This window comes from Comamonas sp. JUb58 (assembly GCF_004364775.1).
Classification (GTDB): Bacteria; Pseudomonadota; Gammaproteobacteria; order Burkholderiales; family Burkholderiaceae_C; genus Comamonas.
The window spans coordinates 89,017-113,273 of sequence record NZ_SOAL01000006.1; the positions used below are offsets into that span (position 1 = coordinate 89,017).

Genomic DNA, 24,257 nt, shown 5'->3' on the forward strand with positions numbered 1-24,257 from the left:
GCGGGCATGCAGAATTCCTCGTCCGCCTCCGCCAGTTTTTTCTGGCACGACTATGAAACCTTTGGCGCCGTGCCGCGCCGTGACCGCCCCGCGCAGTTTGCCGGCATCCGCACGGACATGGATCTTAACGAGATCGGCGAGCCGGTCATGCTGTATTGCCAGCCTGCGCTCGATTACCTGCCCAGCCCCCAAGCCAGCCTGATCACCGGCTTGACACCCCAGCACTGCCTGGAGCAGGGCGTGCCCGAGCACGAGTTTGCCGCGGTGGTGGAGGGCGAGCTGGGCCGCCCGGGCACCATTGGCGTGGGCTACAACACCATCCGCTTTGATGACGAGGTGACGCGCTACATGCTGTGGCGCAATCTGCGCGATCCCTATGCCCGCGAATGGCAGAACGGCTGCGGCCGCTGGGATCTGCTCGATGTCGTGCGCATGGTCTATGCGCTGCGGCCCGAAGGCATCCAATGGCCCAAGAAGGAAGATGGCTCGGTCAGCTTCAAGCTCGAAGACCTGGCCCGCGCCAACGGCATCCTGCATGAATCGGCGCATGATGCGCTGAGCGATGTGCGCGCCACCATTGGCCTAGCCCGCCTTATCAAGCGCCTGCAGCCGCGCCTGTTTGATTTTGCGCTGGGCTTGCACAAGAAGGACCGCGTGATGCAGGAACTGGCCCTGCCGGCCACCGCCGCCAATGCCCGGCCCTTTCTGCATGTATCGGGCATGTATGGGGTCGAGCGCGGCTGCATTGCCGTGGCCTGGCCGCTGGCCCAGCACCCGACGAACAAGAACGAGATCATCGCCTGGGATCTGTCGCAGGACCCGAGCCACCTAGCGGAGCTGTCGGTGGACGAGATGCGCCTGCGCATGTTCAGCGCAGCGGCGGATCTGCCCGAAGGCACGACGCGCTTGCCGATCAAGACCGTGCACCTGAACAAGTCGCCGATGGTCGTCAGCAGCCTGCGCACCTTGAGCGCCGAGCAGGCAAAGCGCTGGCAGATCGACATGGACCAGGCCATGCGCCATGCCGCGATTGCGCGTGATCTGCCCGATATGAGCGCCACCTGGGCTGCCGTGTTTGACCGCCCGCCGCTGCAGGATGTGGATGTGGACCAGGACCTGTACGGTGGCTTTATCGGCCAGGGTGACCGGCGCCGCCTGACCCAGCTCACCAGCATGCACCCGCAGGAGCTGGCCGTGGCCAAGCCTGGCTTTGACGATGAACGCCTGCATGAGCTGCTGTTCCGCTACCGCGCCCGCAATTTCCCCGATTCCTTGAACCCCGAAGAGCAGCAGCGCTGGCTGGAACTGCGCATCGCCTTCCTGCAGGAAGGGCGGGGCGGTGCGCGCACGGCCGAGCAGATGTTTGCCGAAATCGACCAGCTGCAGGAAACCGCCGATGAGCGCGCCGAAGAGATTCTGGGCACGCTCTATGACTGGGCCGATGCCATCATGCCCGATGCCTGAGCGGCATTGAATCAGGCCGCTGCGAGCGCCTGCTGCAGGTTAGCGCGCGCCTGGGCCTCCAGCCGGGCCTGCATCGTTGCCGTCTGGTAGATGGCCGGGCGCTGCAAAAAGCTGCGCAGCGCGGCCTGGCGGCGCAGCGCATAGTCTGCCGCAGGCACCCAGGCATATTCGGCCTGGATCTGCGCCTGGTACTGCGCAAAACGCGCGGCGGGCGCGCCCAGGATGGACAGATCAATATCCAGCATCCAGGCGCTGTCTTCGGGCAACTGCGCTTGCGCGGGCTGGAAATGGCAGGTGGCCATGATCAGTGCATCAACGCGCTGCACCGCATCCGGCTGGGCACCCGCTGACTGCAGCACCGCCTGCGCCCACTGGGCACTGCGCAGCTCATTGTCCTTGGCCTGCGGGTCATAAATGGCATCGTGAAAGCACAAGGCCAGCGCAAGCTCTGCCGGGCGCGCCACTTGCGGGCGCAGCTGCTCCAGCCATTGCAGGCATTCGGCAATATGCTGCAGGCCGTGGTAGTGGCGATCGGGCCCGGAATGCGCTGCCAGCAGTTGCGGCAAGGCGTCAGGTGCGGGGGCCAGGCCCAGCGCCTGCCAGGCGCGATCCCAGGCGGCGCTGAAAATCTGGGCGTCTGCGTTTGCTGTGCTGCTGGTCATGGGCACCCCTTCAGCGGTCTTGCCTGCGGTCAACCAAAGAACTGGTAGCAGACCACAATCGCGGCCACCACGCCCGAGAACTCGGCCAGCAGCGCGCAAGGCACCGCATGGCGTGCGCGCTGTATGCCAACGGCGCCAAAGTACACCGCCAGCACATAGAAGGTGGTTTCGGTGCTGCCCTGGATGATGGCGGCCGCCAGCGCTGGGAAGCTGTCCACGCCATGGCTTTGCATGGTCTCGATCAGCATCGCGCGTGCGGCGCTGCCGGAGAAGGGTTTGACCAGCGCCGTGGGCAGGGCATCGACAAAGCGCGTGTCCATGCCGCTCAGGTCCACCAGCCAGCGGATGCCGTCCAGCGCATAGCCCAGCGCGCCCGAGGCGCGGAACAAACCAACGGCGCAAAGCATGGCCACCAGGTAGGGCAGCAAGCCCTTGGCGACGTCAAAGCCTTCCTTGGCGCCTTCGATAAAGCTTTCATAGACGGCAACCTTGCGCAGCGCGCCCACCACGACAAACAGCACCACCAGGCCAAACAGGGTCAGGTTCCCCAGCAGCGAGGAGACCTGCGCCATCGCCGTCGACGTCAGGGTCGCCAAAAAAGCCATAAAGCCAGCCAGCACCAGGCCCACTGGCAGCAGATAGGCCAGCACCACCGGATGCCACAGCGGCAGGCGCTGCACGATGGCAACAGAGATCAGGCCGACCAGGGTGGAGACCGAGGTGGCCAGCAAGATCGGCAGAAAGACCAGGGTCGGATCGGGCGCGCCTTGCTGCATGCGGTACATGAAGATGGTCACCGGCAGCAAGGTCAGCGACGAGGCATTGAGCACCAGAAACAGAATCTGGGCATTGCTGGCCGAGGTGGGCGAGGGGTTGATGTCCTGCAGCGCTCGCATGGCCTTGAGGCCGATGGGGGTGGCGGCGTTGTCCAGCCCCAGCGCGTTGGCGGCAAAGTTCAGGGTCATCAGGCCCAGGGCCGGGTGGCCGCGTGGCACCTCGGGCATCAGCCGGGCAAACAAAGGGGCCAGCCAGCGGGCCAGCATATCGACCAGGCCGGCTTTTTCAGCAATCTTCAAAAAGCCCAGCCAGAGCGTGAGCGTGCCAAACAGCAGCACCATCACCTCGACCGAGAGCTTGGCCATGGCAAACAGCGCCTGCACCATGTCGCCAAATATCTGGGCATTGCCGCCCACCAGCCACTGCGCGAACGCGGCAAAGGCCGCCACTACAAAAAAACCCAGCCACAAACCATTGAGCATGGGACATCCTTCGTCGTCCGGCGCGCCACAGCACCGGGGCGGTGCGCCATGCCGCTGATTGTGCGCGATGCCGCAGCCCGCCCGGGCCAGCCGGCGCAGAAACTGCGCCGGGCGCCGCAAAAGCCCCTCTGGGCAGCCCGCGTGTATGCGGGAAAACCACAGGCTGGCCGGCGCAGCGCTGCACGCATTTGTCAGCGGTGTGCAAGACAAAGGGAAATAATGGCTGCACAACAAAAGATGGAGACAGACTTCGATGAGCCGTTTTGCCGACTTCTACGACCGCTCGATCAACGACCGCGATGCCTTCTGGGCCGAGCAGGCGCAGCGCATCGACTGGCATGTGCCGCCCCAGCAGATCTGTGACTACAGCAACCCGCCGTTTGCGCGCTGGTTTGTCGGCGGGCAGACCAACCTCTGCCACAACGCCATCGACCGCCATGTGGCCGAGCGCGGCGACCAGGCCGCGCTGATTGCGGTATCGACCGAGACCAACACCGAGCGCAGCTACAGCTATGCCGAGTTGCACCGCGAGGTGCAGCGCATGGCAGCTGCACTGCAGGCCCTGGGCGTCAAAAAGGGCGACCGCGTGCAGATCTATATGCCGATGATTGCCGAGGCCGCCATCGCGATGCTGGCCAGCGTGCGCATCGGCGCCATCCATTCGGTGGTGTTTGGCGGCTTTGCCTCGGGCTCGCTGGCCACCCGCATCGACGATGCCCAGCCCACGGTCATCATCAGCGCCGATGCCGGCTCGCGCGCCGGTAAAGTCGTGCCCTACAAGCCCTTGCTGGACGAGGCCATTGCGCTGGCCAGCCACCAACCCCAGGCCGTGCTGATGGTGGACCGGGGCCTGGCCCCCATGCAGCTGGTGCCGGGCCGGGACTACCTCTGGGCCGATCTGCGTGCCCTGCACCTCGATGCGCAGGTGCCCTGCGAATGGGTGGAGGCCACGCACCCCAGCTATACGCTTTACACCAGCGGCACCACCGGCAAGCCCAAGGGCGTGCAGCGCGATACTGGCGGCTACACCGTGGCGCTGGCCGCCAGCCTGCCGGCGATCTTCGATGCCAAGCCGGGCCAGACCTTTTTCTGCACCAGCGACATCGGCTGGGTGGTGGGCCACAGCTACATCATCTATGCGCCGCTGATCGGCGGCATGGCCACCCTCATGTACGAGGGCGTGCCGGTGCGGCCGGACCCGGGCATCTGGTGGAGCCTGGTCGAGAAGTACAAGGTGACCCACATGTTCTCGGCGCCCACCGCCATCCGCGTGCTCAAAAAGCAGGATCCAGACTACCTGCGCAAGTACGACCTGAGCAGCCTGCAGGCGCTGTGGTTGGCCGGTGAGCCGCTGGATGAACCCACCGCCAGCTGGATCAGCGGCGCGATCCAGCGCCCCATCATCGACAACTACTGGCAGACCGAAACCGGCTGGCCGATCCTTACGCTCTGCAATGGCGTCGAGCCCCAGCCATCGCGCTTTGGCAGCCCGGGCAAGGCCGTGTTTGGCTACAACGTCAAGCTGATCGACGGCGACACCGGGGCCGAGCTGCAGGAACCGATGCAAAAGGGCGTGATCGCCATCGAAGGCCCGTTGCCCCCTGGCTGCCTGATGACGGTATGGCGCGACGACCAGCGCTTTGTCAACACCTACTGGAAAAGCATCCCTGGCCGCCTGGTCTACAGCACCTTTGACTGGGGCGTGCGCGACAAGGATGGCTACTATTTCATCCTGGGACGCACCGATGATGTGATCAATGTCGCCGGCCACCGCCTGGGCACACGCGAGATCGAGGAAAGCATCTCCGGCCACCCGGACATTGCCGAAGTCGCCGTCGTCGGTGTGGCCGATGCGCTCAAAGGCCAGGTCGCGCTGGCCTTTGCCGTGCCGCGCAGCAATGCGGTGGCCGGCGATGCTGCCGCCTGCAGCGCGCTGGAAAAATCCGTCTGCAACCATGTCGACACCCAGCTCGGTGCCGTGGCCCGGCCCGCCCGTGTCTACTTTGTGGCCACCTTACCCAAGACCCGCAGCGGCAAGCTGCTGCGCCGCGCGCTGCAAGCGGTGGCCGAGAAGCGGGATACCGGCGATCTGTCGACGATGGAAGACCCGGCTGCACTGCAGCAGGTGGTGGCGGCGATGGCGGCGGCCGATCGTTGATGTATCTGATACGGGGAGGGCGGCAAGCCGCCGTGCCTCGTCGCAGCCCGGGGCTAGAGAGCCGGAGTCTGAGTTTCAGATGGCTGGCCGCTTTCCTCGGCGCTTCAGGTTTCGGCCTGCAATGTCTATCCCCGAATCTGGTGATGTCATGCCCGAGTCGTTCTTGGCTGACGCCCTCATGCTGTGTGGTTGATTGTTTCTAATTGTTTGGTGTGTAATGCAAGGCTCATAAATGGAAGGAAATGCCCAGTGTCGGGGTTGAAGGCTTGCAAACACCAAGGAGAAACAATGCCGCTGAGCATTTCAGACGGAGGAGAGGGTACGCATGGCGCGGCTATGGTTGGCTGTCTTGGCCATGCCCCAGGGTCCATACATCGGCAGCAAAGCATCGCCACAGCCCCCTCCAGCGCTGCGTCTGTCCATCGCGCCCTGCGGCCCTTATCGCGCTTTGCCCAAGCCGGTATGCGTCTTTTTGGTCTAGTGCTGGCCTGCATGCTCGCCAGCCAGGCCCAGGGCGAGCCTTTTGCCTATGTGGCCAATTTTGCAAGCGATTCGTTGTCGGTCATTGATGTGGCCAGCCATGCAGTCACCGACACCCTGAGCGTGGGGGCAAAACCATTTGGCGTAGCCACCCATCCTGACGGCAGCCGGGTGTATGTGGTCAATAGCGGCAGCAACTCCGTCTCGGTCATCAGTACCAGCAACAACAAGGTGGTGGGGTCCATTCCGGTGGGGGCGGGCCCGCGTGGCGTGGTCGTCAATGCAGCAGGGACCAAGGCATATGTCAGCAATTTCCTGGGCGATTCTGTATCGGTCATCGACACAGCCAGCAATACCGTGCAAGCCACCGTAGCCGTAGGCAGCCAGCCGTTGGAACTGAGCATCAGCGCCTCGGGCGACCGGGTGTATGTGAACAACACCAATGACACGCGGGTGTCGGTGATCGATGGCAGCAGCAATACAGTGATGAACATGGATATCGGTTCGCCATTTGCTTATGGCATCGCTGCGCATCCCCGTGCAGGTGTGGTGTATGTAGGCAGCCGCAATAGCAATCTGATAAGGGTGTTGGACAGCTCGTTCAACCCCATGGAAGAAAGCAAGCCGCTGGATCTTGGAGCCACGACTATCCATATGGCCGTGGATCCCTCAGGCAAGCAGCTCTACGTTGCCCATTTTGACAACAGCAAGGTTAGCGTCCTGGATATTTCGGACGCCCGCAATCCGGTGCTCAGTGCAACGGTGGCGGTGGGGCGTGCTCCGCGCGGCGTGGCCTTCCATCCCGATGGAGGCCAAGCCTATGTGAGCAATTCCAGTGACAAGACGGTGTCCGTGGTCGACATGCAGAGCCACACCGTGGTGGCCACCGTTGGGGTGGGCGCAATCCCCTTTTCTCCGGGCAACTTCATCACCTACACCAAGCTGAGCTTGGCCGAGGTGGATTTGCCGGCGGCCACGCTCAGTCAGCCTTACAGCCAGGCTCTGAGCGCCACTGGCGGCAAGGCACCCTATGCCTGGCGCCTGGAAGCTGCGCCTAGCTGGTTGCAGATCGACCCCAGCAGTGGGCTTTTGAGCGGCACGCCTGATGCCCTAGCATCCGCCTCTGCGCCGCTGAGCTTTACAGTCACTGTGACCGATAGCGGCGCGCCAACCCTTCGCAGCGATAGCAAGACGCTGAGCCTCAGCGTCCTGCCAGGTCCTCTGGTCCATACGACGCCCGACTTGCCCGCAGGCAAAATCGGCGCGCCTTATCATGCCGCGCTGACTGCCTCAGGGGGCATCGGTCCCTACCTGTGGTCGGCCACCGGCCTTCCCGCCGGCTTGTCCGTCGCCGACGGGGTGCTTGCTGGAACACCTGCGGAGTACGGCATCTTCAGCCTACAAGTCCAAGTCGCGGATGGCAGCGAACCGCCGCTGACGCATTCCCAAAGCATGGACCTGGAAATTGCTCCTGCGGATTTGGCATGGGGCACGACAAATCTCCCAGCCGCGACCGTTGGTAGCCCTTACCGCCACACCATCGTGGCAACCGGAGGTTCTGCACCGCGAATTGCCGTCTCGGGGTTGCCTGCTGGGCTGCATTTTGATGAAGCAACGGCGGACATCAGCGGAACGCCCAGCGCGTACGCTCCGCTGCCCATACCCGTCACCATCACCGTGACCGATGCGCTGGTCAGCAGCTTGACGCAGACCCTGGATCTGGTGGTGCAACCTGCTGCCTTGCGTATCACCTTGCCCAGCACCGTGCCAGTCGCCACCGTGGGCCAAAGCTACCGTCTGCAGATCAGCGCCACCGGTGGTGTCGCGCCCTACACCTGGGCGGCCATCGGGCTCCCTGCAGGCTTGCATATCGACGCCGATGGCGTTGTCAACGGCACACCGACAAACAGCAAAGCCGCTCTCAGCGCCAAGGCTGAGCTGACGGCCTCCATCACGGTGACGGACAGCCTGGGCGCCACTTCCACGCAGATGCTGAGCCTGAGCGTCAACGACGCGCCAGTGGGAGCCGCCGTGGCGGTGCCAGTGCTGGGCCAACCGGGCCTGGTGCTGCTCAATCTGCTGGCCATGCTGATGGCCGCGCTGGGATGGTTGCGAAGAAGAAGGTCTGCCTAGCCGGGACAGCCAGACCCAGCAAGCGCCGATCCGATCGGGGGCGTTTGCCTTACATAGCGGCCCGAGACCGGTCGATACAGTGGAATTTTCCAAATCGACAGGAGTCTCGCCATGGCCCAAGAAAATCCGCGTGAAAAATTGTGGGAGCTGATCAAGGACATTCGCTTTGCGATGATCACGCACCGCCATGAAGACGGCAGCCTGCATGCCTGCCCGATGACGACAGCCAACCGGGAAGGCATGAACGAGGATAAGCATCTGTACTTCCTGCTGGGCAAGGACTCGGATTTGTCGCGCTGCCTGCAGCATGCCAGCGACATCAATATCTCGTACTCAGACCCCGATAAAGACAGCTATGTCTCGATCTCGGCCAAGGCCTCGGTGAGCGATGATCTGGCGACCAAGGAGAAGTTCTATGGCCCGATGGCCAAGGCCTGGTTTCCGGACGGTCCCAACGATCCGGATTTACAGATCCTGATCGCCCGCGTTGACTTTGCCGAATACTGGGATGTCAAGGAAAACAAGCTGGTGCAGCTGTTCAAGATGGCGAAATCGGCCGTGACGGGTGAGCGACCCGAAGGTATGGGCGAGCACCGCGAGATCCGGCTGTAAATCTCAGGTCAGCACCTTTCCACTGCAAGCCCTGCGCCATCGTCGATGGCGCGGGGTTTGCCATGTTCAGGCTGCGCTGTCGTGCTGCATGCCATAAGCCCGCTCCACCTTCGCCACCCGCACCTGGTAGTGCGCATACCAGCGCTCGGCGCCCATGCGCTGGGCGACCAGGTGGTCGCTCTGGGCTTTCCAGCGGCGGATGTCTTCCTCGGTCTGCCAGTAGGACACGGTGATGCCCAGGCCGTCGGTGCCCCGGGTGCTTTCGGCGCCGAGAAAGCCGGGTTGCTGCTCGGCCAGTGCGACCATGGCATCAGCCATGTCGGCGTAGGGCTGGTGCTCGGTGTCGGTACGCTGAGAGGTGAAGATAACGGCGTAGTACGGAGGCTGGGGGGTGTTGGCGAAGGCGGCGCTGTGCATGGCGGTGGCTCTGGTGGGGCGCGAACAATAAAAAAGCCAGCACGGAGGCTGGCTTGGCGGGTTCAGGGGTTGGGCATCAGTGTGCGGTGTCCCTGCATGGTGGGGTGGCTCAGCGGATCAGGTCCTTGAGCTTGTCGGGCTGGCCGTTGGCATCGTCGGCGCCTTCCATTGGCGCCTTGCGCTTGGTGATGCTCTTCCAGCCGTCGGCCAAGGCCAGCTCGGCATTGAGCTTGATGAAGGCCAGCTGGTCTGCAGGCACATCTTCCTCGGCGTAGATGGCGTTGGCAGGGCACTCGGGGATGCAGACGGCGCAGTCGATGCATTCGTCCGGATCGATGGTCAGGAAGTTCGGGCCTTCGCGGAAGCAGTCAACAGGGCAGACGTCCACACAATCGGTGTATTTGCACTTGATGCAGTTTTCGGTGACGACGTGGGTCATGGAATGGTTTTCGCCAGTGATTCAGACAAACAAACAGCGGAGGATTTTACGGTTTTTGTGAACAAGCACCTAGCCTACCTCCGAATAACGTGGTTTTTAGCTGCGGGACTGCTTGCTTTATTCCACCAGTACCGCAGCAGCCGTGCTGTTGGAGGCCGTGTCCACCAGGATCAGTGAGCCCAATTCACGCGAGCGCACAAAGGCGGCTGCCGGAATCGCTTCTTGCAGGCTGATCTCCACGCGGCCAATGGCATTGGGTTCCAGCTGCTCGGCGGCCTGGCGCTCCAGCGAGTTGATATCCAGGCGATTCAGCACCTTGCGCACCTTGGCCTTGATCCAGCGGCGGCCATGCAGCGCCCAGTACACGCGGCCGGCCAGCAGGGGCTCGTTGTCCATCCAGGCGATGGTGGCGGTGATCTCGCGCGTTGCGGGCCAGGCGGGCTGCTCGGCGGGGGTGTCAAAGTCATCATCGGCGGCGTTGCCGGCGGCAGGCACCGGGGCGGCAATGATCCAGTCACCGCGTGAGACGTCGACCTCGCGGTCCAGCACGATGCCGGCGCTCTGGCCTGCGCCGCGCTCTACCGGCTTGCGGGTATGGTCCAGCACCTGGGCCACGGTGGCGCGCTGGCCGCTGGGCAGGATTTGCACGGCGGTGCCGGGCGCGACATCGCCGGTGCCCACACGGCCCCAGAAAATGCGGCGGCCCTGGTGGGTGTCGGCCGAGGCGGAGAACTTCTCCACCCACTGCACCGAAAACGCCAGCGGTTGACCGGCATCGGCGGGCGTCGTGGGCAGCTTTTCCAGCAGCTCCAGCAGGCTGGGGCCTTGGTAGCCGGCCCAGTCAGGGTGCGCGGTCACCACGTTCCAGCCCTTCAAGGCCGAGACGGGGATGGTGGCAGCCACGGTGATGCCCGCTGCCTGGGCAAAAGCTGCCAGGGCGTTGCGGATATTGGCAAAGGCCAGGGCCGGGTCGGCTACGGCGTCGAGCTTGTTGATCGCAAACACCAGCGAGTGCACGCGCAGCAGATGGGCCAGCAGGCTGTGGCGGCGGGTTTGGGGCAGCAGTGCGAGCTGCGGGTTTTGCCAGTCCAGCTTGGTGGCATCCACCAGCACCACAGCGGCATCGGCGCTCGATGCGGCAGTCACCATGTTGCGGGTGTACTGCTCGTGGCCAGGTGCATCGCCAATGATGAACTTGCGCGTTTCGGTAGCGAAGTAGCGGTAGGCCACATCGATGGTGATGCCTTGCTCGCGCTCGGCCGACAGACCATCGGTGAGCAGGGCCAGGTCGGTTTCACCACTGCGCTGCACGCCGGCCAGCTGGTCTTGCAGCACCGATTTACTGTCGACGAGCAGGCGGCCGATCAAGGTGGACTTGCCATCATCGACCGAGCCGCAGGTGATGAAACGCAGCGCCGATGCGGTGCGCTGCAGATCTTGGGCGGGGGCGCGCACGGGAGTCAGGGTATCGGTAGTCATCAGAAGTATCCGTCTTTCTTGCGCTTTTCCATCGAGGCATCGCTGGTCTTGTCGTCCATGCGGGTGGCGCCACGTTCGCTCACATCGGCAGCCAGGGTCTCCAGCACGATGTCGTCGGCCGAGGCCGCATCGCTGCTCACCGGGCAGGTGCAGGTGATGTCGCCGACGGTGCGGAAGCGCACGGTGCGGTTCTCGACCGTTTCGCCTTCGCGGGCGGGGGTCAGCGGGGTCACGGGCACCAGCAGGCCCTTGCGCTCCACCACGTCACGCTGGTGGGCGTAGTAGAGGCTGGGCAGCGCGATGTTTTCGCGGGCAATGTACTGCCAGACATCGAGCTCGGTCCAGTTGCTGATCGGGAACACGCGGAAATGCTCGCCGGGAGCCAGACGGGTGTTGAACAGGGTCCAGAGCTCGGGGCGCTGGGCCTTGGGCTGCCACTGGCCAAAGCTGTCGCGGTGGCTGAAGATGCGTTCCTTGGCGCGGGCCTTTTCTTCGTCGCGGCGGGCGCCGCCAATCAGCGCGTCAAAGCGGAACTCCTCGATCGCTTCGAGCAAGGTCACCGACTGGTGCACATTGCGCGATTCGCCGGGATGGGCCAGGCGCACGGTGCCGCGCGCCATCGAGTCTTCAACGCTGCGCACGATCAGGTCGGCGCCCAGTTCCTTGGCGCGCAGATCGCGGAAATCGGTCACTTCGGGGAAGTTGTGGCCGGTGTCGATCATCAGCAAGGGGTAGGGGATGCGGCCGGCGCCAAAGGCCTTTTCGGCGCATTTGAGCATCACCAGCGAATCCTTGCCGCCGGAAAACAGCAGCGCGGGGCGTTCAAAGGCGGCTGCGACTTCGCGCAGGATAAAGATGGTTTCTTCTTCCAGCGCATCCAGGTGCTGGTTGCTCAGGTGGTTGAGCACATCGGTTTCAACACGGGCGTTCATATCTGAGGGACTTTCTTGTCGGGCGGGCTGCATGCGGTCAGTGGGCGATATCAGTGCGCGATATGCAGGCCGCATTCGCGGTTGTCTTCGCCCTTGGTGGGATCCACATAGTCGAAGTTGTTGGGCAGACCGTGTTTTTCGCAGTATTCGTAGAGATCCTTGGACGACCAGTGCAGCAGCGGCGCCACCTTGATGAGGCCATCGGGGTTCAGGCTGACGGCCTCCATCTGGGCACGCACCGCAGTGTCGGTGGCGCGCAGTGCGGTGAACCAGACCTGGGGCTGGGTCTCGCGCAGCGCACGGGCAAAGGGCTCGAGCTTGACTTCTTCGGTGAAGGCGGCGTGGCGCGGGTCATCCAGCGCGGGCGTTGCGCCTTCAACGGCTTCACGGTGCGCACGCGAGCGGCGTGGCAGGTAGATCTGCAGGTTCAGCTTGAGCTGGCGCGTCACCTCGTCGGCAAAGCGGTAGGTGGCCTCGGTGTTGTAGCCGTTGTCCATCCAGACCACGGGCACATCGGGCTGGACCTGGCTGACCAGGTGCAGGATCACCGCTTCAAAGGGACGGAAATTGGTGGTCACGATGCTGGTCTGGCCCAGCGACAGTGCCCAGCGCACCAGACCGGCGGCATCGTTGCCCAGCTCGGCATTCACGCGGGCCAGTTCTTGGGGGGTGAGGGTGGTCGTGCTCATGCGGCGGCCTGGTCAAAATGGGGCTTGGCTTCCACGTCGCCTTGGTAAAAACCGGCAAAACGCTCGAACTGGCGTGCGGCATCGGCCACGTCCACGCCTTCTTTCAGCACGGCGCTGCTGAAGCCGGTGCGGTGCATCTGCACCAGCTGGTCGATCAGCACATCGCCATGGGCGCGGATATCGCCCTTGTAGCCACGGCGGCGGCGCAGCAGGTAGGCCTGACTGAACGCGCGGCCATCGGTGAACGCGGGAAAATCGAGGTCGATGCGCTCAACGCCATCGAGCGAGACCTGCAGCGCATCGGCATCGTTGGCCAGCAGCAGCACACTGCGGTCGCCTTCGGCAGCGGGCTGGTGGTCGCCGGCGGCCAGGATCTGGAAATCGTTTGGAATGCTCATCGTTGTTCTTCTCAATGCTCAGGCTTCGGTGGTTTCTGCCGCTTCGGGCAGGCGGGCGGACTTGCCAGCTTCCTTGAAGGGGTCCAGGCCCACGCGGCGCACGGTGTCGATAAACAGCTCGCCGTTGTCACGCAGGTCGCGGTAAGCGGTCAGCACGGCTTCGATCACACCGGGCACTTCGGCGGCGCTGAACGAGGGGCCAATGGCCTTGCCAGCCTGGGGTGCTCCCGACAAGGTGGCGCCATCGGAGCCGCCCACCGTGATCTGGTACCACTCCTTGCCGTCCTTGTCGACGCCCAGGATGCCGATATGGCCGCTGTGGTGGTGGCCGCAGCTGTTGATGCAGCCGCTGATGTGCAGGTCGATGTCGCCGATGTCGTCGAGCTCGTCCAGGTCCTGGTAGCGCTCGGTGATGGCGGCGGCAATCGGCAGGCTGCGGGCATTGGCCAGGGCGCAGAGGTCACCGCCGGGGCAGGCGATCATGTCGGTCAGCAGGTCCACATTGGTGCTGGCCAGGCCCAGGGCCTTGGCCTGCAGCCACAAGTCATGCAGCTGGCTCACATGCACCCAGGGCAGCACCACGTTCTGGTCGTGGGTCACCCGGGCTTCGCCGGCAGAGAACTGGTCCACCAGCTGGGCCAGCGCATCGAGCTGCTCGCCCGAGGCATCGCCCGGCGCCTGGCCCACGCGCTTGAACGACAGCACCACAGCGCGCAGCTGCGGGTTTTGGTGGGCACGCACATTGCGGCTCACCCAGCGGCCAAAGGCGGGCTCACGGGCGCCTTGCTCGGTCAGCTGGTGCTTGGCTTCGGTGGCGTTGACTTGCGGGTAGTCCGACAGGTCCGGTGCCACAAAGCAGGCGGCGACGCGGTCAAACTCGGCCTGGGGGATGGTATGTGGGCCGCCATCGACCTCGACGATCTGGCGGAACTCTTCTTCCACCGAGTCGATATAGACCTGGCCCTCGGCCTTCACCAGGATCTTGATGCGGGCCTTGTACTTGTTGTCGCGGCGGCCACGCTCGTTGTAGACGCGCACGATCGCTTCGATGTAGTTGAGCACCTGGTTCCAGGGCAGAAACTCGCGGATGGGGGTGCCGATGACCGGCGTGCGGCCCATGCCACCGCCGACAAACACCTTGAAGCCGATCTCACTGGCCTCGTTCTTGGTCAGGTGCAGGCCCACATCGTGCCAGCCGGTGGCGGCGCGGTCTTCGGCAGAGCCGCTGATCGCGATCTTGAACTTGCGTGGCAGGAAGGCGAACTCGGGGTGCAGGGTGGTCCACTGGCGCAGCACCTCGGCATAGGGGCGGGGGTCCACCAGCTCGTCTACGGCCACGCCGGCCAGCGCATCGGTGGTCGTGTTGCGGATGCAGTTGCCGCTGGTCTGGATGCCATGCAGGTTGACGCTGGCCAGCAGGTCCATCACATCGGCGGACTTGGACAGCGGAATCCAGTTGAACTGCACATTGGTGCGGGTGGTGAAATGCGCGTAGTGGGTGGGCAGGTAGGTGGTGCCCATCGCGCCCTGGGTCTTGAGCGCATCCTGGTAGAGCTGGGCTTCGGGTGCGTCGTACTCACGGGCAATGCGGGCCAGCACGCGGATCTGGGCGGAGTTGATCTCGCCGTAAGGCACTGCCACCCGCAGCATCGGTGCGTAGCGTTGCACATACCAGCCGTTTTGCAGACGCAGCGGGCGGAATTCTTCTTCACTCAGCCGGCCCGTTTCCCAGCGTTGGAGCTGGTCACGGAACTGGTCTGCTCGGGCCTGGACAAACTGGCGATCAAAAGAGGTGTATTGGTACATCGTGGTGCGGGAGTTGCAGCTACCAAGCCCTGTCTTGCTTGCTGCCCCAATGGCGGCGAAGCTGGGCTGTTGCGATGTACTGTAGGAAAGTTTTATATAAACTCAAACTACATTTTTCTCAGTCCTGTATGACATTGAGTTATATGAAAATGGCAAATGCTAGTGAGCAAATGGCATATGGGCGCCGCTAGGCGCCCCGTAGGCAGGGCTGGGCGGACCCGGCGGCTGGCGCCGCCTTAAACGCTAAAACGCTCGCTCATTTGCAGTAGCGGTCGCTGGCCAGTGCCAAAGCCAGCGGGTTGGCAAGGGGCAGCGGCTCAGCATGCAGGCGGGCGGCCAGCAGTTCGGCGCAGAGCAGGGCCCAGGTCAGGCCGCGCGATCCCATCGCTGTAGCGACCCAGGGGCTGGCCAGGCCGTCGGGCAGTGCCTGCAGGGCCTGTGCCGGCAGCAGCGGGCCCACCAGCGGCAGCCGGTCGGTCGATGCGCAGCGCAGCTGGGCCCAGTGCTGGGCCTGGGCAAAGGCCTGCGCATCGGGCCGGTGGCCGGCTGGCAGCAGGGTTTGCAGCTTGGCCCAGTTGCCGGCATGCGCAGCGGCGGCATCGTCGGCCGAGGGCGGCAGTGTGGATTGGCCGCGCTCAAAGCTCGATCCCATGACCCAGGCCGCTTCTCCCGTCTGCCCATTGCGGAAGTAGGGCACCCAACTGCCATGGCCGTTGACCGGTTGGTGGGCTGCGGGCGCTTGGCCGGCCGGGTAGCTGCCCCAGCTGACCTGGCCACGAATGGTTTGCAGCGCCTGGGCGGCGGCAAGGCTTTGGCCGTTGATGCGCATGCTGGCCGATTGCGGCCCGGCGCAGAGCACCACCAAATCGGCCTGCGCCCAGGGCTGGCCTTGGCCGTCGCTCAGCGACCATTGCGGCGGGCCCTCGGCGCTCTGCAGTGCATCGAGCGCCTGCACCGGTGCGTTGCCGACAAAGCGGATCGCTGGATGGTCCAACAAGGCCTGGACGAGGGCGGCCGGCCGCAGCCAGCCACCGCGCGGGTGCCAGAGCGCAGGGGTGTCGGCGGGCAGGCCCAGCGCCTCCAGGCAGGCGGCACTGGCCTCGTCACTCCAGTCGGCGGCGGGGGCAGCCAATGTGTCCTTCCAGGCGGGGGGCCTCTCATGGGCGCTGCGGCGCGGGGGCGCGGCTGCGGAGCTGTCGCTGAGGGCAGCGCTTTCATCAGGCGGCGTAGCGAGCTGGCGGCGCTCCAGCACCCCGGTCATCTCCCAATCCAGCCCCGCTTGCAGCAGCTGCTGAGCCCATTGCAAGCTGCAACGCTGGCCGGCGCGGGTGATGCGCGAGAGGGGGCTGTCGTCACTGCTGGTATGGGGCGCAAAGATGCCGGCGGGCAGTGCGGAGGCACTGGCGGCCGGGTGGCTGGCGGCATCCAGCACGGTGACCTGCCAGCCGCGCAGGGCCAGCTGGCGCGCACAAGCGGCACCCGCAATGCCGGCGCCGATGATGGCCGCGCGCCCGCCGCCGCCAGCCAGCCGCGCCGGCAGGGCCTGCGCGCCCAGGGGCCACAGCGGCGCCTTGCGGGGCTCCCAGTGCGGGGCAAAGCGGGCCTGCAGGTTGTCCCGCTTGGGCGGCACACCGGGCACCTTGCGCACCTCAAAGCCGCACTGGGCCAGGTCGCGGCGCAGTTGGGCGGCAATGGTCCAGGTGGCAAGCTGGGTGCCGCGCCGGGCGCAGCGGGCCACCGCCTTCAGGCTGTGCAGGCTCCACATGTCGGGGTTGCGCGCGGGGCTGAAGCCGTCCAGGTAGATGCTGTCGGCCACGAGCTCCTGCTGGCGCAGCATGGTCTGGCTGTCGCCAACCAGCAGGCTGAGCAGCACCCGGCCACCGGCCAGGCGCAGGCGGTGCACGCCCGGCAGCAGGCCCCACCATTGGGCGGCGAGTTCTTCAGCCAGCGGCAGCAGATGGGGAAACTTGCGCGCCTGCTCCAAGAGATCAGTCGCCGCAATGGGAAAGGCCTCGGTCGAGACAAAGTGCAGCAGTCCGGGCCGCGCCGGGTCTTGCTGCCAGGCATGCCAGGTGACCAGAAAGTTCAGCCCAAAGCCAAAGCCGGTCTCCAGAATGCGCCATTGCGGCTGGCCCGCCCAGGCCTGGGGCAGGCCACAGCCGGCCAGGAACACCTGCTCGGCCTGGGCCAGTGCATGGGCGGCTTCGCTGTGGTAACGGTCGCCAAAGCGGGGGCTGTAGGGCGTGCCGTCGGCCATCCATTGCACGGTCTCAGTCATGGCTTGCAAAAATCATTTCTCAAAGAATGGGGGATTGTAGGGAGTTCAGTCCCAGTGAGTGGTGAGGCCAGCCCTCCATGGCAGATTTGTGACAATTTGTTGTCAAAGCCGTACTATCATGGCCCCATGCCTGATCGACCGTCTGCCCGTTCCCTTGTCTCTCACTGCCTGTTGCTGGCGCTGGCCTGGACCCTGCCTGGCCATGCCCAAACACCCGCCCAGGCCCAGCCCGCCGTCTATGCCGCTGCGCAGGCAGAGCAAACGCCCATGCTGGCCACCTTGAAGAACCTGGTGCATATCGAATCGGGCAGCCGCGATTATGGCGGCGTCAGCTATATCGCCCAGATCGCCGCCGAGCGGTTGAAAGCGCTGGGTGGCGAGGTGCAGATCATCCCGGCGACGGATGTGGTGCGGCTGGAGGATACGCCCGAGCAGGTCGGCCCCATGGTGCAGGCCGTCTTCAAGGGCCGGGGACAATCCCGCATCATGATGATTGCGCACATGGACACGGTCTACCAGCGCGGTGATGTCGACAAGCAGCCGTTCCGCATCGAGGGGGACCGCGTCTACGGCCTGGGCGTGGAAGACGAAAAGCAAGGCGTGGCCCTGGTGCTGCACAGCATTGCCATGCTGCAAAAGCTGGGCTATGACAGCTTTGGCGAGATCACCGTGCTGTTCAACAGCGATGAAGAGATCAGCTCGCCGGGCTCGCGCCGGCTGATCAGCGCGCTGGCGCGCGACCAGGATGCCATTTTCTCGTTCGAAAGCGGTGGCCTGCAGGGCACCTTGCACCTGGCCACCAGCGGCATTGGCGCGATGTTCCTGGATGTGCAGGGCAAATCCTCGCACGCAGGGGCCAAGCCCGAGGCCGGGGTGAATGCGCTGTATGAACTGTCGCACCAGCTGCTGCAGATGCGCGACCTGTCCCAACCCGAAAACGGCCTGAAGCTGAACTGGACCATCGCGCAGGCGGGCACCACCCGCAATGTGATACCGCCCCATGCGCAGGCGCAGGCCGATGCGCGGGCGCTGCGGGCCCAGGATTTTCAGGCGCTGCAGGATGCGGTGCAGGAAAGAATCAAGAACCGCCTGCTGCCTGACAGCAAGGTGACGGCCCGCTTTGAGCTGCGCCGCCCTCCCATGCAGGCCAGCGATGCGGCACGCCGCATTGCCGCGCAGGCCAAAGCCATCTACCAGGATGAGCTGGGCATACCGCTGCATGTGAACGATGTGGCGCTGGGTGGCGGCACCGATGCCGCGTTTGCCGCCCTCAACACCCGGGGTGGGGTGGTGGAGGGCATGGGCGTATGCGGCTATGGCGCGCATGACATGTATGGCGAATACATTCTGCTGGACTGCATTGCGCCGCGCCTCTACCTGGTGGGGCGCATGGTGATGGCGCTGTCGGAGCCGGCGACCGCGCGCTGAGCGCCGGCCGCCGGAGCAGGGCTGGGCTCAGCCCTTTTTCTGCAGCATCTTGATGACGCTGGAGAAGTCCTCACCTCCATGGCCGGCAATGCTATGCGCCGCATACAGCTGGCGCGCCATGCCACCTAGCGGGGTGCTGGCCTTCACCGTCATTGCGCTTTCCTGTGCCAGGCCCAGGTCCTTGAGCATCAGGTCGGTGCCAAAGCCGCCGGTGTAGCCGCGCGTGGCGGCACTGGCATCCTGCACGCCGGGGAAGGGGTTGTAGACCTCCAGCGCCCAGTTGCCGCCCGAGCTGCGGCGCATGATTTCGCTGAGCACCTTGGGGTCCAGGCCATTGGCAACACCCAGAGCAATCGCCTCGCTGGTACCGATCATCAAAATGCCCAGCAGCATGTTGTTGCAGATCTTGGCGGTCTGGCCCGCGCCCACATCGCCGGCGTGGAAGATGTTCTTGCCCATTTTCTCGAGCAGCGGGCGGGCACGCTCCAGGTCGGCTGCGCTGCCGCCGACCATGAAGGTCAGGCTGCCGGCAATTGCGCCACCGGTGCCGCCGGAGACGGGCGCATCGATAAAGCCGATCCCCAGCGCCTGCGCGGCCTTGGCCACTTTCTGGCTGGTCGCTGCTGCAATGGTGGAGCTGTCGATGATCAGCGCGCCCTTGGCAATGCCTTGCAGCAGGCCCGCCTGGCTGCCGTTGCCCAGAAACAGGCCTTCGACATGCTGGCTGGCAGGCAGCATGCTGACCACCACCTCCGCGCCTTCGACGGCCTCCTGGGCGCTGGTCGCGGCGCTGCCGCCTTCTGCCACCACCTTGGCGACCGCCTCGCGGCTCAGGTCAAAAGCACGGACCTGGTGGCCCGCCTTGGCCAGGTTGATGGCCATGGGCGCGCCCATATTGCCCAGGCCGATGAATGCGATATTTGCCATGTTTGTCTCCTTGAAATGTTATTGCACAGGGTTGTTGGTTGGCATGGATAGGGAAAGACAGCGTCGGTGCTCAAAGATCGCTGTCAAACACGCTGTGGCGTTTGCGGGCGGCGGGGGCCGGGCCCGCATCGCCAGCCGCCTTGGCGGTTTTTGCTTTTTTCAGCGGCTTGGCGGAGGGATCGGAAGCGGCTGCCTTGGGCTTTTTCTTTGGGGTCGCCTTGGCGCGCGGGTTAAAGGCCAGCGCCGCATCGATCCAGTGCTGCCAGGCCTCGCGCGTGGCATAGGCGGCGGGGCCTACCAGAAAGTAGCCGTCCATCACACCTTTGGACGACAGCGGGCGCAGGCCAGGCATTTCTGCCACCTGGGCATGGGTTTCGGGCGCCAGGCGCACCAGCAGCTCGTCGTTCTCCACGCCCAGGCACATCTTGCCGTCCACCATGAACACATGGCAGCCGAACATGGTTTTCTCTTCCACCGAGACGCCCACGGCTTGCTCGGCCAGTGCCAGGCGCACGGCATCGATGAGGCGCAGGGTTTCGGGGTCTAAAGGGCGGCGTGGCATGGTGGGAGGGTGCTTGGGCAGGAGGGGGCAAGGCAGCGCCTGCTCAGCGGATGGCCTCAGGCGCATCCCCATCGAGCATGCGCCGGGCGATGATGACCCGCATGATCTCGTTGGTGCCTTCCAGAATCTGGTGCACCCGGGCGTCGCGCATCAGGCGCTCCAGCGGGTACTCACGAATATAGCCGTAGCCGCCATGCAGTTGCAGCGCATCGTTGCAGACATTGAAGCCGGCATCCGTCGCAAAGCGCTTGGCCATCGCGCAGTAGGTAGAGGCATCGCGCGCACCGGCATCGAGCTTGCTGGCGGCCAGGCGCACCATCTGGCGTGCGGCGACCAGCTCGGTGGCCATGTCGGCCAGCTTGAACTGCAGCGCCTGAAAACTGGCAATCGGCTTGCCGAACTGCTTGCGCTCCTGCATATAGCTTTGCGCCTGGGTGAGCGCGCCCTGGGCCGCGCCCACCGAGCAGGTGGCGATATTGATGCGGCCGCCGTCGAGCCCCTTCATCGCAATCTTGAAGCCTTCGCCCTCGCGGCCCAGCAGGTGGATGGCGGGGATGCGCACATTGTCAAAGCTGATCACGCGCGTGGGCTGGCTGTTCCAGCCCATTTTTTCTTCCTTCTTGCCGTAGCTGATGCCTTCCAGGTGCGCGGGCACGGCAAAGGCGCTGATGCCCGAGGCACCCGATTGCGCATCGCCCGTGCGGGCCATCAGCACCAGCATGTCGGTGGCGCCGGCGCCGCTGATGAAGGCCTTGCTGCCATTGATGATGTAGTCATGGCCCACCAGCTCGGCCCGGGTCTTGAGCGAGGCGGCGTCCGAGCCGGCACCGGGCTCGGTCAGGCAGTAGCTGGCCAGCTTCTGGCCGCTGGCAAGCAGGGGCCCCCATTCCTCGCGCACCGCATCGCTGGCCCAGGTGCCCAGCATCCAGGTCGCCATATTGTGGATGGTGATGAAGGCGGTGGTGGAGGGGTCTACGGCGGCCAGCTCCTCAAACACCAGGGTGGCATCAAGCCGGGGCAGCGCCAGGCCGCCTGCGTTTTCGGGGGCATACAGGCCGCAAAAGCCCAGCTCGCCTGCCTTGGCAATCGCCTCACGGGGAAAGACGGCCTCGGCATCCCAGTGCGCGGCATGCGGGGCCAGCTCGGTCTGGGCAAAGGCGCGCGCGGTGTCGGCAAAGGCGCGTTGGTCTTCTGATAGCTCGAAATCCATGGGCTTGTCTCCTGTCTCTTATCGTGCTGCGCCGGGCATGCGAGGCCCGGGCAGCACCGTTTTGTGGTGAACGCGGCTGGCTATGGTTTTTGCAGCAGCTCGGGCGGTGGGCCTTCTTGCAGCCAGACCATCAACTCCTTCTTGCGCTTGCCGATTTCGGCCACCAGGCATTCGTGGTAGCGGCGCGGCCAGTCGGGCTGGGCCTCATGCGCGGCCTGCTGCTTTTTGCAGGTGGCGGCGCGCTGGCGTATCCACTCGTTCTGGTCGCGGCGCAAGGCAGGGCGTTCGTGCGCCGACAGAATGCGCATGACATCGCCATACAGGATGTTGTTGTCGGTATCGGCTTGCTGAAAGGCCTGCACTGCACAGGCATTGGTTTGCTCGGTGCTGCCGCCGCTCACACAGGCCGCGCCTGCCTGGGCAAGCACGGTCTGCGGCGCGAGGGCAGCCGAGGCTGCAAAAAACAGAGCCAGCAGCGCTGGGCGGGATGCGAAGGAATGGGGCATAGCCCAGATCATCGCCGCAAAACAGCAGCGGTCCGGCAAAGGCCCGCTGCAGTGTTCGCCAAGTCCGCTTACTTCAGGCTGATGGTGGTGTTCACACCATGGGCAATGGTGCTGTCGTCAAACCAGCGGGCCGTCACCGTCTTGGTCTGCGTGTAGAACATCACCACTTGCTTGCCGTAGGGGCCCAGATCGCCGAGCTTGGAGGCGCGGCTGCCGGTGAACGAGAACAGTGGCACGGGCACAGGGATAGGCACATTGATGCCGATCTGGCCGACATCGATCTCTTCCTGGAACTTGCGCGCAGCGGCGCCACTTTGCGTGAAGATCGCCGTGCCGTTGCCATTGGGGTTGGCGTTGATGAAGGCGATGGCCTCATCGATATCGGCGGCCTCGGCAATGCAAAGCACGGGGCCGAAGATTTCCTGGTCATAAATGGCCATGCCGGGCTTGACGCCGGAGAAGACGGTTGGGCCGACAAAGTTGCCCTTTTCAAAACCCGCGACGGCGGGCTTGCGGCCATCGAGCTCCAGCTTGGCACCATCGGCAATGCCGCGCTCGATCAGGCTTTCCACCCGCGACAGCGCCTGGCAGGACACGACCGGGCCCACATCGGTACCCGCTTCGGTACCGGCAGACACCTTCAGGGTCTTGGCCTTTTCGACCAACTCGGGGATCCACTTCTGCGCCTCGCCCACCAGCACCACCACCGACAAGGCCATGCAGCGTTGGCCGGCCGCGCCAAAAGCGGCACCAGCGAGCGCGTTGAGCGACTGCTCCTTGTTGCAGTCGGGCAGCACGATGGCGTGGTTCTTCGCGCCCATCATGCATTGCACGCGCTTGCCGTTGAGCGAGGCGCGGTTGTAGACATGGGTGCCCACCTTGGTCGAGCCGACAAAGCTGATCGCCTTGATATCGGGGTGGTCACAGATGGCGTTGACGGCGTCTTCGCCGCCGTGGATCACGTTCAGCACGCCAGGGGGTACGCCGGCTTCCAGGGCCAGCTCGCACAGGCGCATGGTCACCATCGGGTCTTGCTCGGAGGGCTTGAGCACAAAGGTGTTGCCAGTGGCAATGGCCATCGGGAACATCCACAGCGGGATCATCGCCGGGAAGTTGAAGGGGGTGATGCCGGCGCACACACCCAGTGGCTGGTTCAAGGTATAGGTGTCGACACCATTGGCCACGTTGTTGGCCAGCTCACCCAGCTGCAGCGAGCCGATGTTGGCCGCATGCTCCACCACCTCCAGGCCACGGAAGACATCGCCTTCGGCATCGGGCAGGGTCTTGCCTTGCTCAGCCGTCAGGATGGCGGCCAGCTCCTTCATGTTCTCGCGGATCAGCTGCTGGAGTTTGAGGAAGATGCGGGCGCGCACGCCGATGGGCGTTTTCTTCCAGGTCTTGAACGCTTCCTTGGCATTGGCCACCGCAGCGTTGATCTCTTCGGGCGTGGCAAAAGGCACGCGGGCCAGCACCTGCTGCGTGGCAGGGTTGACTACGTCACGCCACTGCGTGGTCTTGGATTCGACCAGTTGGCCGTTGATCAACAGCTTGACGGTTGGCGCCAAGGTGCTGGTGGATTGCGGTGCGTTCATGTTTTGTCTCCTGGGTATCTGGGTCACGAGCGGCGGCAGGCTGCCAGCGGGCAAGCTACCGTTACTGCACATAGTAGATGTGCGCATTCGCCCAAACAAGAGGTTGGCTGCACAGGGCTGTGCGGTCCTGCACATCTGCCGGCTTGCCGGCGGCCTGGTGCATACTGTTTTGATCGCTTGTAACAAGGAGACTGCCATGGGTTGGTTGGACAAAATCGGTCAGCTGTTAGGCGCCAAGCCGCCTGTGCCAGACGAGGGTGCGGCGCATGCGCTTGCGCCTGAAACCCTATCGGAGCCCAAGATGGACGATTGGCAGGCCTTGTGCATGGCCCTCGGCCAGACGCTGGCCCTGGACGATAGCGATGAACTCTGGGGCGAGGTGCGGCAAGCGATCGAGCAGCCGGCGCAGTACCTCGACCGCTTTGCCGATGAGTTGATCAACCGAGGGATAGAAGAGCCGGAACACGTGACGCCATGGCTGGCGCTGGTCGAGGGACTGCAGCGCCGCAAGCAGAACTTTGAGCTGGACTGGAAGCTGAACATGGACGATGCCATCTGGGCGCTGCAGCAGCTGCAAACCGTGCAGCAGCGGGGGCTGGACCTGCAAGCGCTGGCGGGCAGCAAGGCGCTGAACCATGAGGCCTTGCAGGAGGCGGGCGACTACCTGCGCAGCCAAGGCCTGAGTTTGGTCAGTATCGATATCGATACCGACTGTTATCCGCTGTCAGTATTGGAAAGCAGCGCTGTCGCGCCTTTGCAGGCATTGGCGAAGCGGGTAGGCGGTAAATTGCTGGCTTTGCACAATTAGTTGCGCAACAAAATAACC

21 protein-coding genes are annotated in these 24,257 nt (G+C 64.4%); 6 read left to right on the plus strand and 15 right to left on the minus strand.

All coding sequences use genetic code 11. The annotated features are described in order from the left end of the window. Positions 1–6: 6 nt before the first annotated feature. Positions 7–1,464, plus strand: a complete 1,458-nt coding sequence (gene sbcB / locus EDF71_RS07915) for an exodeoxyribonuclease I (RefSeq protein WP_133856044.1) — start codon at positions 7–9, stop codon at positions 1,462–1,464. Between the two features lie 11 nt (positions 1,465–1,475). On the opposite strand, the gene EDF71_RS07920 is transcribed toward sbcB, so the two are convergent. Both EDF71_RS07920 and EDF71_RS07925 read right to left on the minus strand, forming a co-directional pair. Continuing rightward, positions 1,476–2,126: an N-methyl-D-aspartate receptor NMDAR2C subunit gene (locus tag EDF71_RS07920; protein WP_133856045.1), complete on the minus strand. Its 651-nt coding sequence runs from the start codon at positions 2,124–2,126 to the stop codon at positions 1,476–1,478. A 29-nt stretch (positions 2,127–2,155) separates the two neighbouring features. After that, positions 2,156–3,385, minus strand: a complete 1,230-nt coding sequence (locus tag EDF71_RS07925; protein ID WP_133856046.1) for a spore maturation protein — start codon at positions 3,383–3,385, stop codon at positions 2,156–2,158. A 253-nt stretch (positions 3,386–3,638) separates the two neighbouring features. On the opposite strand from EDF71_RS07925, the gene EDF71_RS07930 reads away from it, so the two are divergent. From EDF71_RS07930 to EDF71_RS07940, 3 genes are all read left to right on the plus strand, one after another. After that, complete coding sequence (locus tag EDF71_RS07930) at positions 3,639–5,543, plus strand: propionate--CoA ligase (protein ID WP_133856047.1); 1,905 nt, start codon at positions 3,639–3,641, stop codon at positions 5,541–5,543. A 462-nt stretch (positions 5,544–6,005) separates the two neighbouring features. After that, entirely contained in the window at positions 6,006–8,156 is a 2,151-nt protein-coding gene (locus EDF71_RS07935; protein WP_166656484.1) for a putative Ig domain-containing protein, read from the plus strand. A 111-nt stretch (positions 8,157–8,267) separates the two neighbouring features. Next, positions 8,268–8,768, plus strand: a complete 501-nt coding sequence (locus EDF71_RS07940; RefSeq protein ID WP_133856049.1) for a pyridoxamine 5'-phosphate oxidase family protein — start codon at positions 8,268–8,270, stop codon at positions 8,766–8,768. A gap of 66 nt (positions 8,769–8,834) precedes the next feature. Here EDF71_RS07940 and EDF71_RS07945 read toward each other — a convergent pair whose 3' ends face one another. The 8 genes from EDF71_RS07945 to mnmC form a co-directional block, all read right to left on the minus strand. Beyond that, positions 8,835–9,185 carry an antibiotic biosynthesis monooxygenase gene (locus EDF71_RS07945; RefSeq protein ID WP_133856050.1) on the minus strand — a complete coding sequence of 117 codons (351 nt, stop codon included), beginning with the start codon at positions 9,183–9,185 and terminating at the stop codon, positions 8,835–8,837. 109 nt (positions 9,186–9,294) lie between these two features. Beyond that, complete coding sequence (fdxA, locus tag EDF71_RS07950) at positions 9,295–9,624, minus strand: ferredoxin FdxA (RefSeq protein ID WP_133856051.1); 330 nt, start codon at positions 9,622–9,624, stop codon at positions 9,295–9,297. Between the two features lie 117 nt (positions 9,625–9,741). Then, positions 9,742–11,103 (minus strand): GTP-binding protein, encoded by a 1,362-nt coding sequence (locus EDF71_RS07955; RefSeq protein ID WP_133856052.1) that lies wholly within the window; start codon positions 11,101–11,103, stop codon positions 9,742–9,744. Further along, positions 11,103–12,035 carry a sulfate adenylyltransferase subunit CysD gene (gene cysD / locus EDF71_RS07960; protein WP_133856053.1) on the minus strand — a complete coding sequence of 311 codons (933 nt, stop codon included), beginning with the start codon at positions 12,033–12,035 and terminating at the stop codon, positions 11,103–11,105. Before cysD ends, EDF71_RS07955 begins: the two co-directional genes overlap by 1 nt. A gap of 50 nt (positions 12,036–12,085) precedes the next feature. Continuing rightward, the gene (locus tag EDF71_RS07965; protein WP_133856054.1) at positions 12,086–12,724 is read right to left on the minus strand and encodes a phosphoadenosine phosphosulfate reductase family protein; all 639 of its coding nucleotides are present in this window, start codon (positions 12,722–12,724) and stop codon (positions 12,086–12,088) included. Then, a complete protein-coding gene (locus EDF71_RS07970; protein ID WP_133856055.1) occupies positions 12,721–13,122 on the minus strand; it encodes a DUF934 domain-containing protein in 402 nt (133 codons plus the stop codon). Before EDF71_RS07970 ends, EDF71_RS07965 begins: the two co-directional genes overlap by 4 nt. Before the next feature lie 18 nt (positions 13,123–13,140). After that, on the minus strand, positions 13,141–14,928 hold the full coding sequence (locus EDF71_RS07975; RefSeq protein ID WP_133856056.1) for a nitrite/sulfite reductase: 1,788 nt from the start codon (positions 14,926–14,928) through the stop codon (positions 13,141–13,143). Between the two features lie 256 nt (positions 14,929–15,184). Further along, positions 15,185–17,206: an FAD-dependent 5-carboxymethylaminomethyl-2-thiouridine(34) oxidoreductase MnmC gene (gene mnmC, locus EDF71_RS07980; RefSeq protein ID WP_133856057.1), complete on the minus strand. Its 2,022-nt coding sequence runs from the start codon at positions 17,204–17,206 to the stop codon at positions 15,185–15,187. 126 nt (positions 17,207–17,332) lie between these two features. Here mnmC and EDF71_RS07985 point away from each other — a divergent pair, with 126 nt between their 5' ends. Next, positions 17,333–18,634: a glutamate carboxypeptidase gene (locus EDF71_RS07985; RefSeq protein ID WP_133856058.1), complete on the plus strand. Its 1,302-nt coding sequence runs from the start codon at positions 17,333–17,335 to the stop codon at positions 18,632–18,634. A 27-nt stretch (positions 18,635–18,661) separates the two neighbouring features. On the opposite strand, the gene mmsB is transcribed toward EDF71_RS07985, so the two are convergent. The 5 genes from mmsB to EDF71_RS08010 all read right to left on the minus strand — a co-directional run bounded on the left by mmsB (position 18,662) and on the right by EDF71_RS08010 (position 23,431). Beyond that, complete coding sequence (gene mmsB / locus EDF71_RS07990) at positions 18,662–19,561, minus strand: 3-hydroxyisobutyrate dehydrogenase (RefSeq protein WP_133856059.1); 900 nt, start codon at positions 19,559–19,561, stop codon at positions 18,662–18,664. 70 nt (positions 19,562–19,631) lie between these two features. Beyond that, the gene (locus EDF71_RS07995) at positions 19,632–20,123 is read right to left on the minus strand and encodes a TfoX/Sxy family protein (protein WP_133856060.1); all 492 of its coding nucleotides are present in this window, start codon (positions 20,121–20,123) and stop codon (positions 19,632–19,634) included. Positions 20,124–20,166: 43 nt separating this feature from the next. Further along, on the minus strand, positions 20,167–21,333 hold the full coding sequence (locus EDF71_RS08000; RefSeq protein ID WP_133856061.1) for an acyl-CoA dehydrogenase family protein: 1,167 nt from the start codon (positions 21,331–21,333) through the stop codon (positions 20,167–20,169). Positions 21,334–21,413: 80 nt separating this feature from the next. Beyond that, complete coding sequence (locus tag EDF71_RS08005) at positions 21,414–21,839, minus strand: lysozyme inhibitor LprI family protein (RefSeq protein WP_133856062.1); 426 nt, start codon at positions 21,837–21,839, stop codon at positions 21,414–21,416. Positions 21,840–21,907: 68 nt separating this feature from the next. Next, entirely contained in the window at positions 21,908–23,431 is a 1,524-nt protein-coding gene (locus EDF71_RS08010) for a CoA-acylating methylmalonate-semialdehyde dehydrogenase (protein WP_133856063.1), read from the minus strand. Between EDF71_RS08010 and EDF71_RS08015 the strand changes: the two genes are divergently transcribed. Further along, positions 23,376–24,239, plus strand: coding sequence for a hypothetical protein (locus tag EDF71_RS08015; RefSeq protein WP_133856064.1), 864 nt, complete (start codon positions 23,376–23,378; stop codon positions 24,237–24,239). The genes EDF71_RS08010 and EDF71_RS08015 overlap by 56 nt on opposite strands. Positions 24,240–24,257 lie beyond the last annotated feature (18 nt).

Coding starts and splice junctions, on each gene's coding strand:
- sbcB (WP_133856044.1), top strand. CDS start 7: ATGCAGAATTCCTCGTCCGCCTCCGCCAGTTTTTTCTGGCACGACTAT.
- EDF71_RS07920 (WP_133856045.1), bottom strand. CDS start 2,126: ATGACCAGCAGCACAGCAAACGCAGACGCCCAGATTTTCAGCGCCGCC.
- EDF71_RS07925 (WP_133856046.1), bottom strand. CDS start 3,385: ATGCTCAATGGTTTGTGGCTGGGTTTTTTTGTAGTGGCGGCCTTTGCC.
- EDF71_RS07930 (WP_133856047.1), top strand. CDS start 3,639: ATGAGCCGTTTTGCCGACTTCTACGACCGCTCGATCAACGACCGCGAT.
- EDF71_RS07935 (WP_166656484.1), top strand. CDS start 6,006: ATGCGTCTTTTTGGTCTAGTGCTGGCCTGCATGCTCGCCAGCCAGGCC.
- EDF71_RS07940 (WP_133856049.1), top strand. CDS start 8,268: ATGGCCCAAGAAAATCCGCGTGAAAAATTGTGGGAGCTGATCAAGGAC.
- EDF71_RS07945 (WP_133856050.1), bottom strand. CDS start 9,185: ATGCACAGCGCCGCCTTCGCCAACACCCCCCAGCCTCCGTACTACGCC.
- fdxA (WP_133856051.1), bottom strand. CDS start 9,624: ATGACCCACGTCGTCACCGAAAACTGCATCAAGTGCAAATACACCGAT.
- EDF71_RS07955 (WP_133856052.1), bottom strand. CDS start 11,103: ATGACTACCGATACCCTGACTCCCGTGCGCGCCCCCGCCCAAGATCTG.
- cysD (WP_133856053.1), bottom strand. CDS start 12,035: ATGAACGCCCGTGTTGAAACCGATGTGCTCAACCACCTGAGCAACCAG.
- EDF71_RS07965 (WP_133856054.1), bottom strand. CDS start 12,724: ATGAGCACGACCACCCTCACCCCCCAAGAACTGGCCCGCGTGAATGCC.
- EDF71_RS07970 (WP_133856055.1), bottom strand. CDS start 13,122: ATGAGCATTCCAAACGATTTCCAGATCCTGGCCGCCGGCGACCACCAG.
- EDF71_RS07975 (WP_133856056.1), bottom strand. CDS start 14,928: ATGTACCAATACACCTCTTTTGATCGCCAGTTTGTCCAGGCCCGAGCA.
- mnmC (WP_133856057.1), bottom strand. CDS start 17,206: ATGACTGAGACCGTGCAATGGATGGCCGACGGCACGCCCTACAGCCCC.
- EDF71_RS07985 (WP_133856058.1), top strand. CDS start 17,333: ATGCCTGATCGACCGTCTGCCCGTTCCCTTGTCTCTCACTGCCTGTTG.
- mmsB (WP_133856059.1), bottom strand. CDS start 19,561: ATGGCAAATATCGCATTCATCGGCCTGGGCAATATGGGCGCGCCCATG.
- EDF71_RS07995 (WP_133856060.1), bottom strand. CDS start 20,123: ATGCCACGCCGCCCTTTAGACCCCGAAACCCTGCGCCTCATCGATGCC.
- EDF71_RS08000 (WP_133856061.1), bottom strand. CDS start 21,333: ATGGATTTCGAGCTATCAGAAGACCAACGCGCCTTTGCCGACACCGCG.
- EDF71_RS08005 (WP_133856062.1), bottom strand. CDS start 21,839: ATGCCCCATTCCTTCGCATCCCGCCCAGCGCTGCTGGCTCTGTTTTTT.
- EDF71_RS08010 (WP_133856063.1), bottom strand. CDS start 23,431: ATGAACGCACCGCAATCCACCAGCACCTTGGCGCCAACCGTCAAGCTG.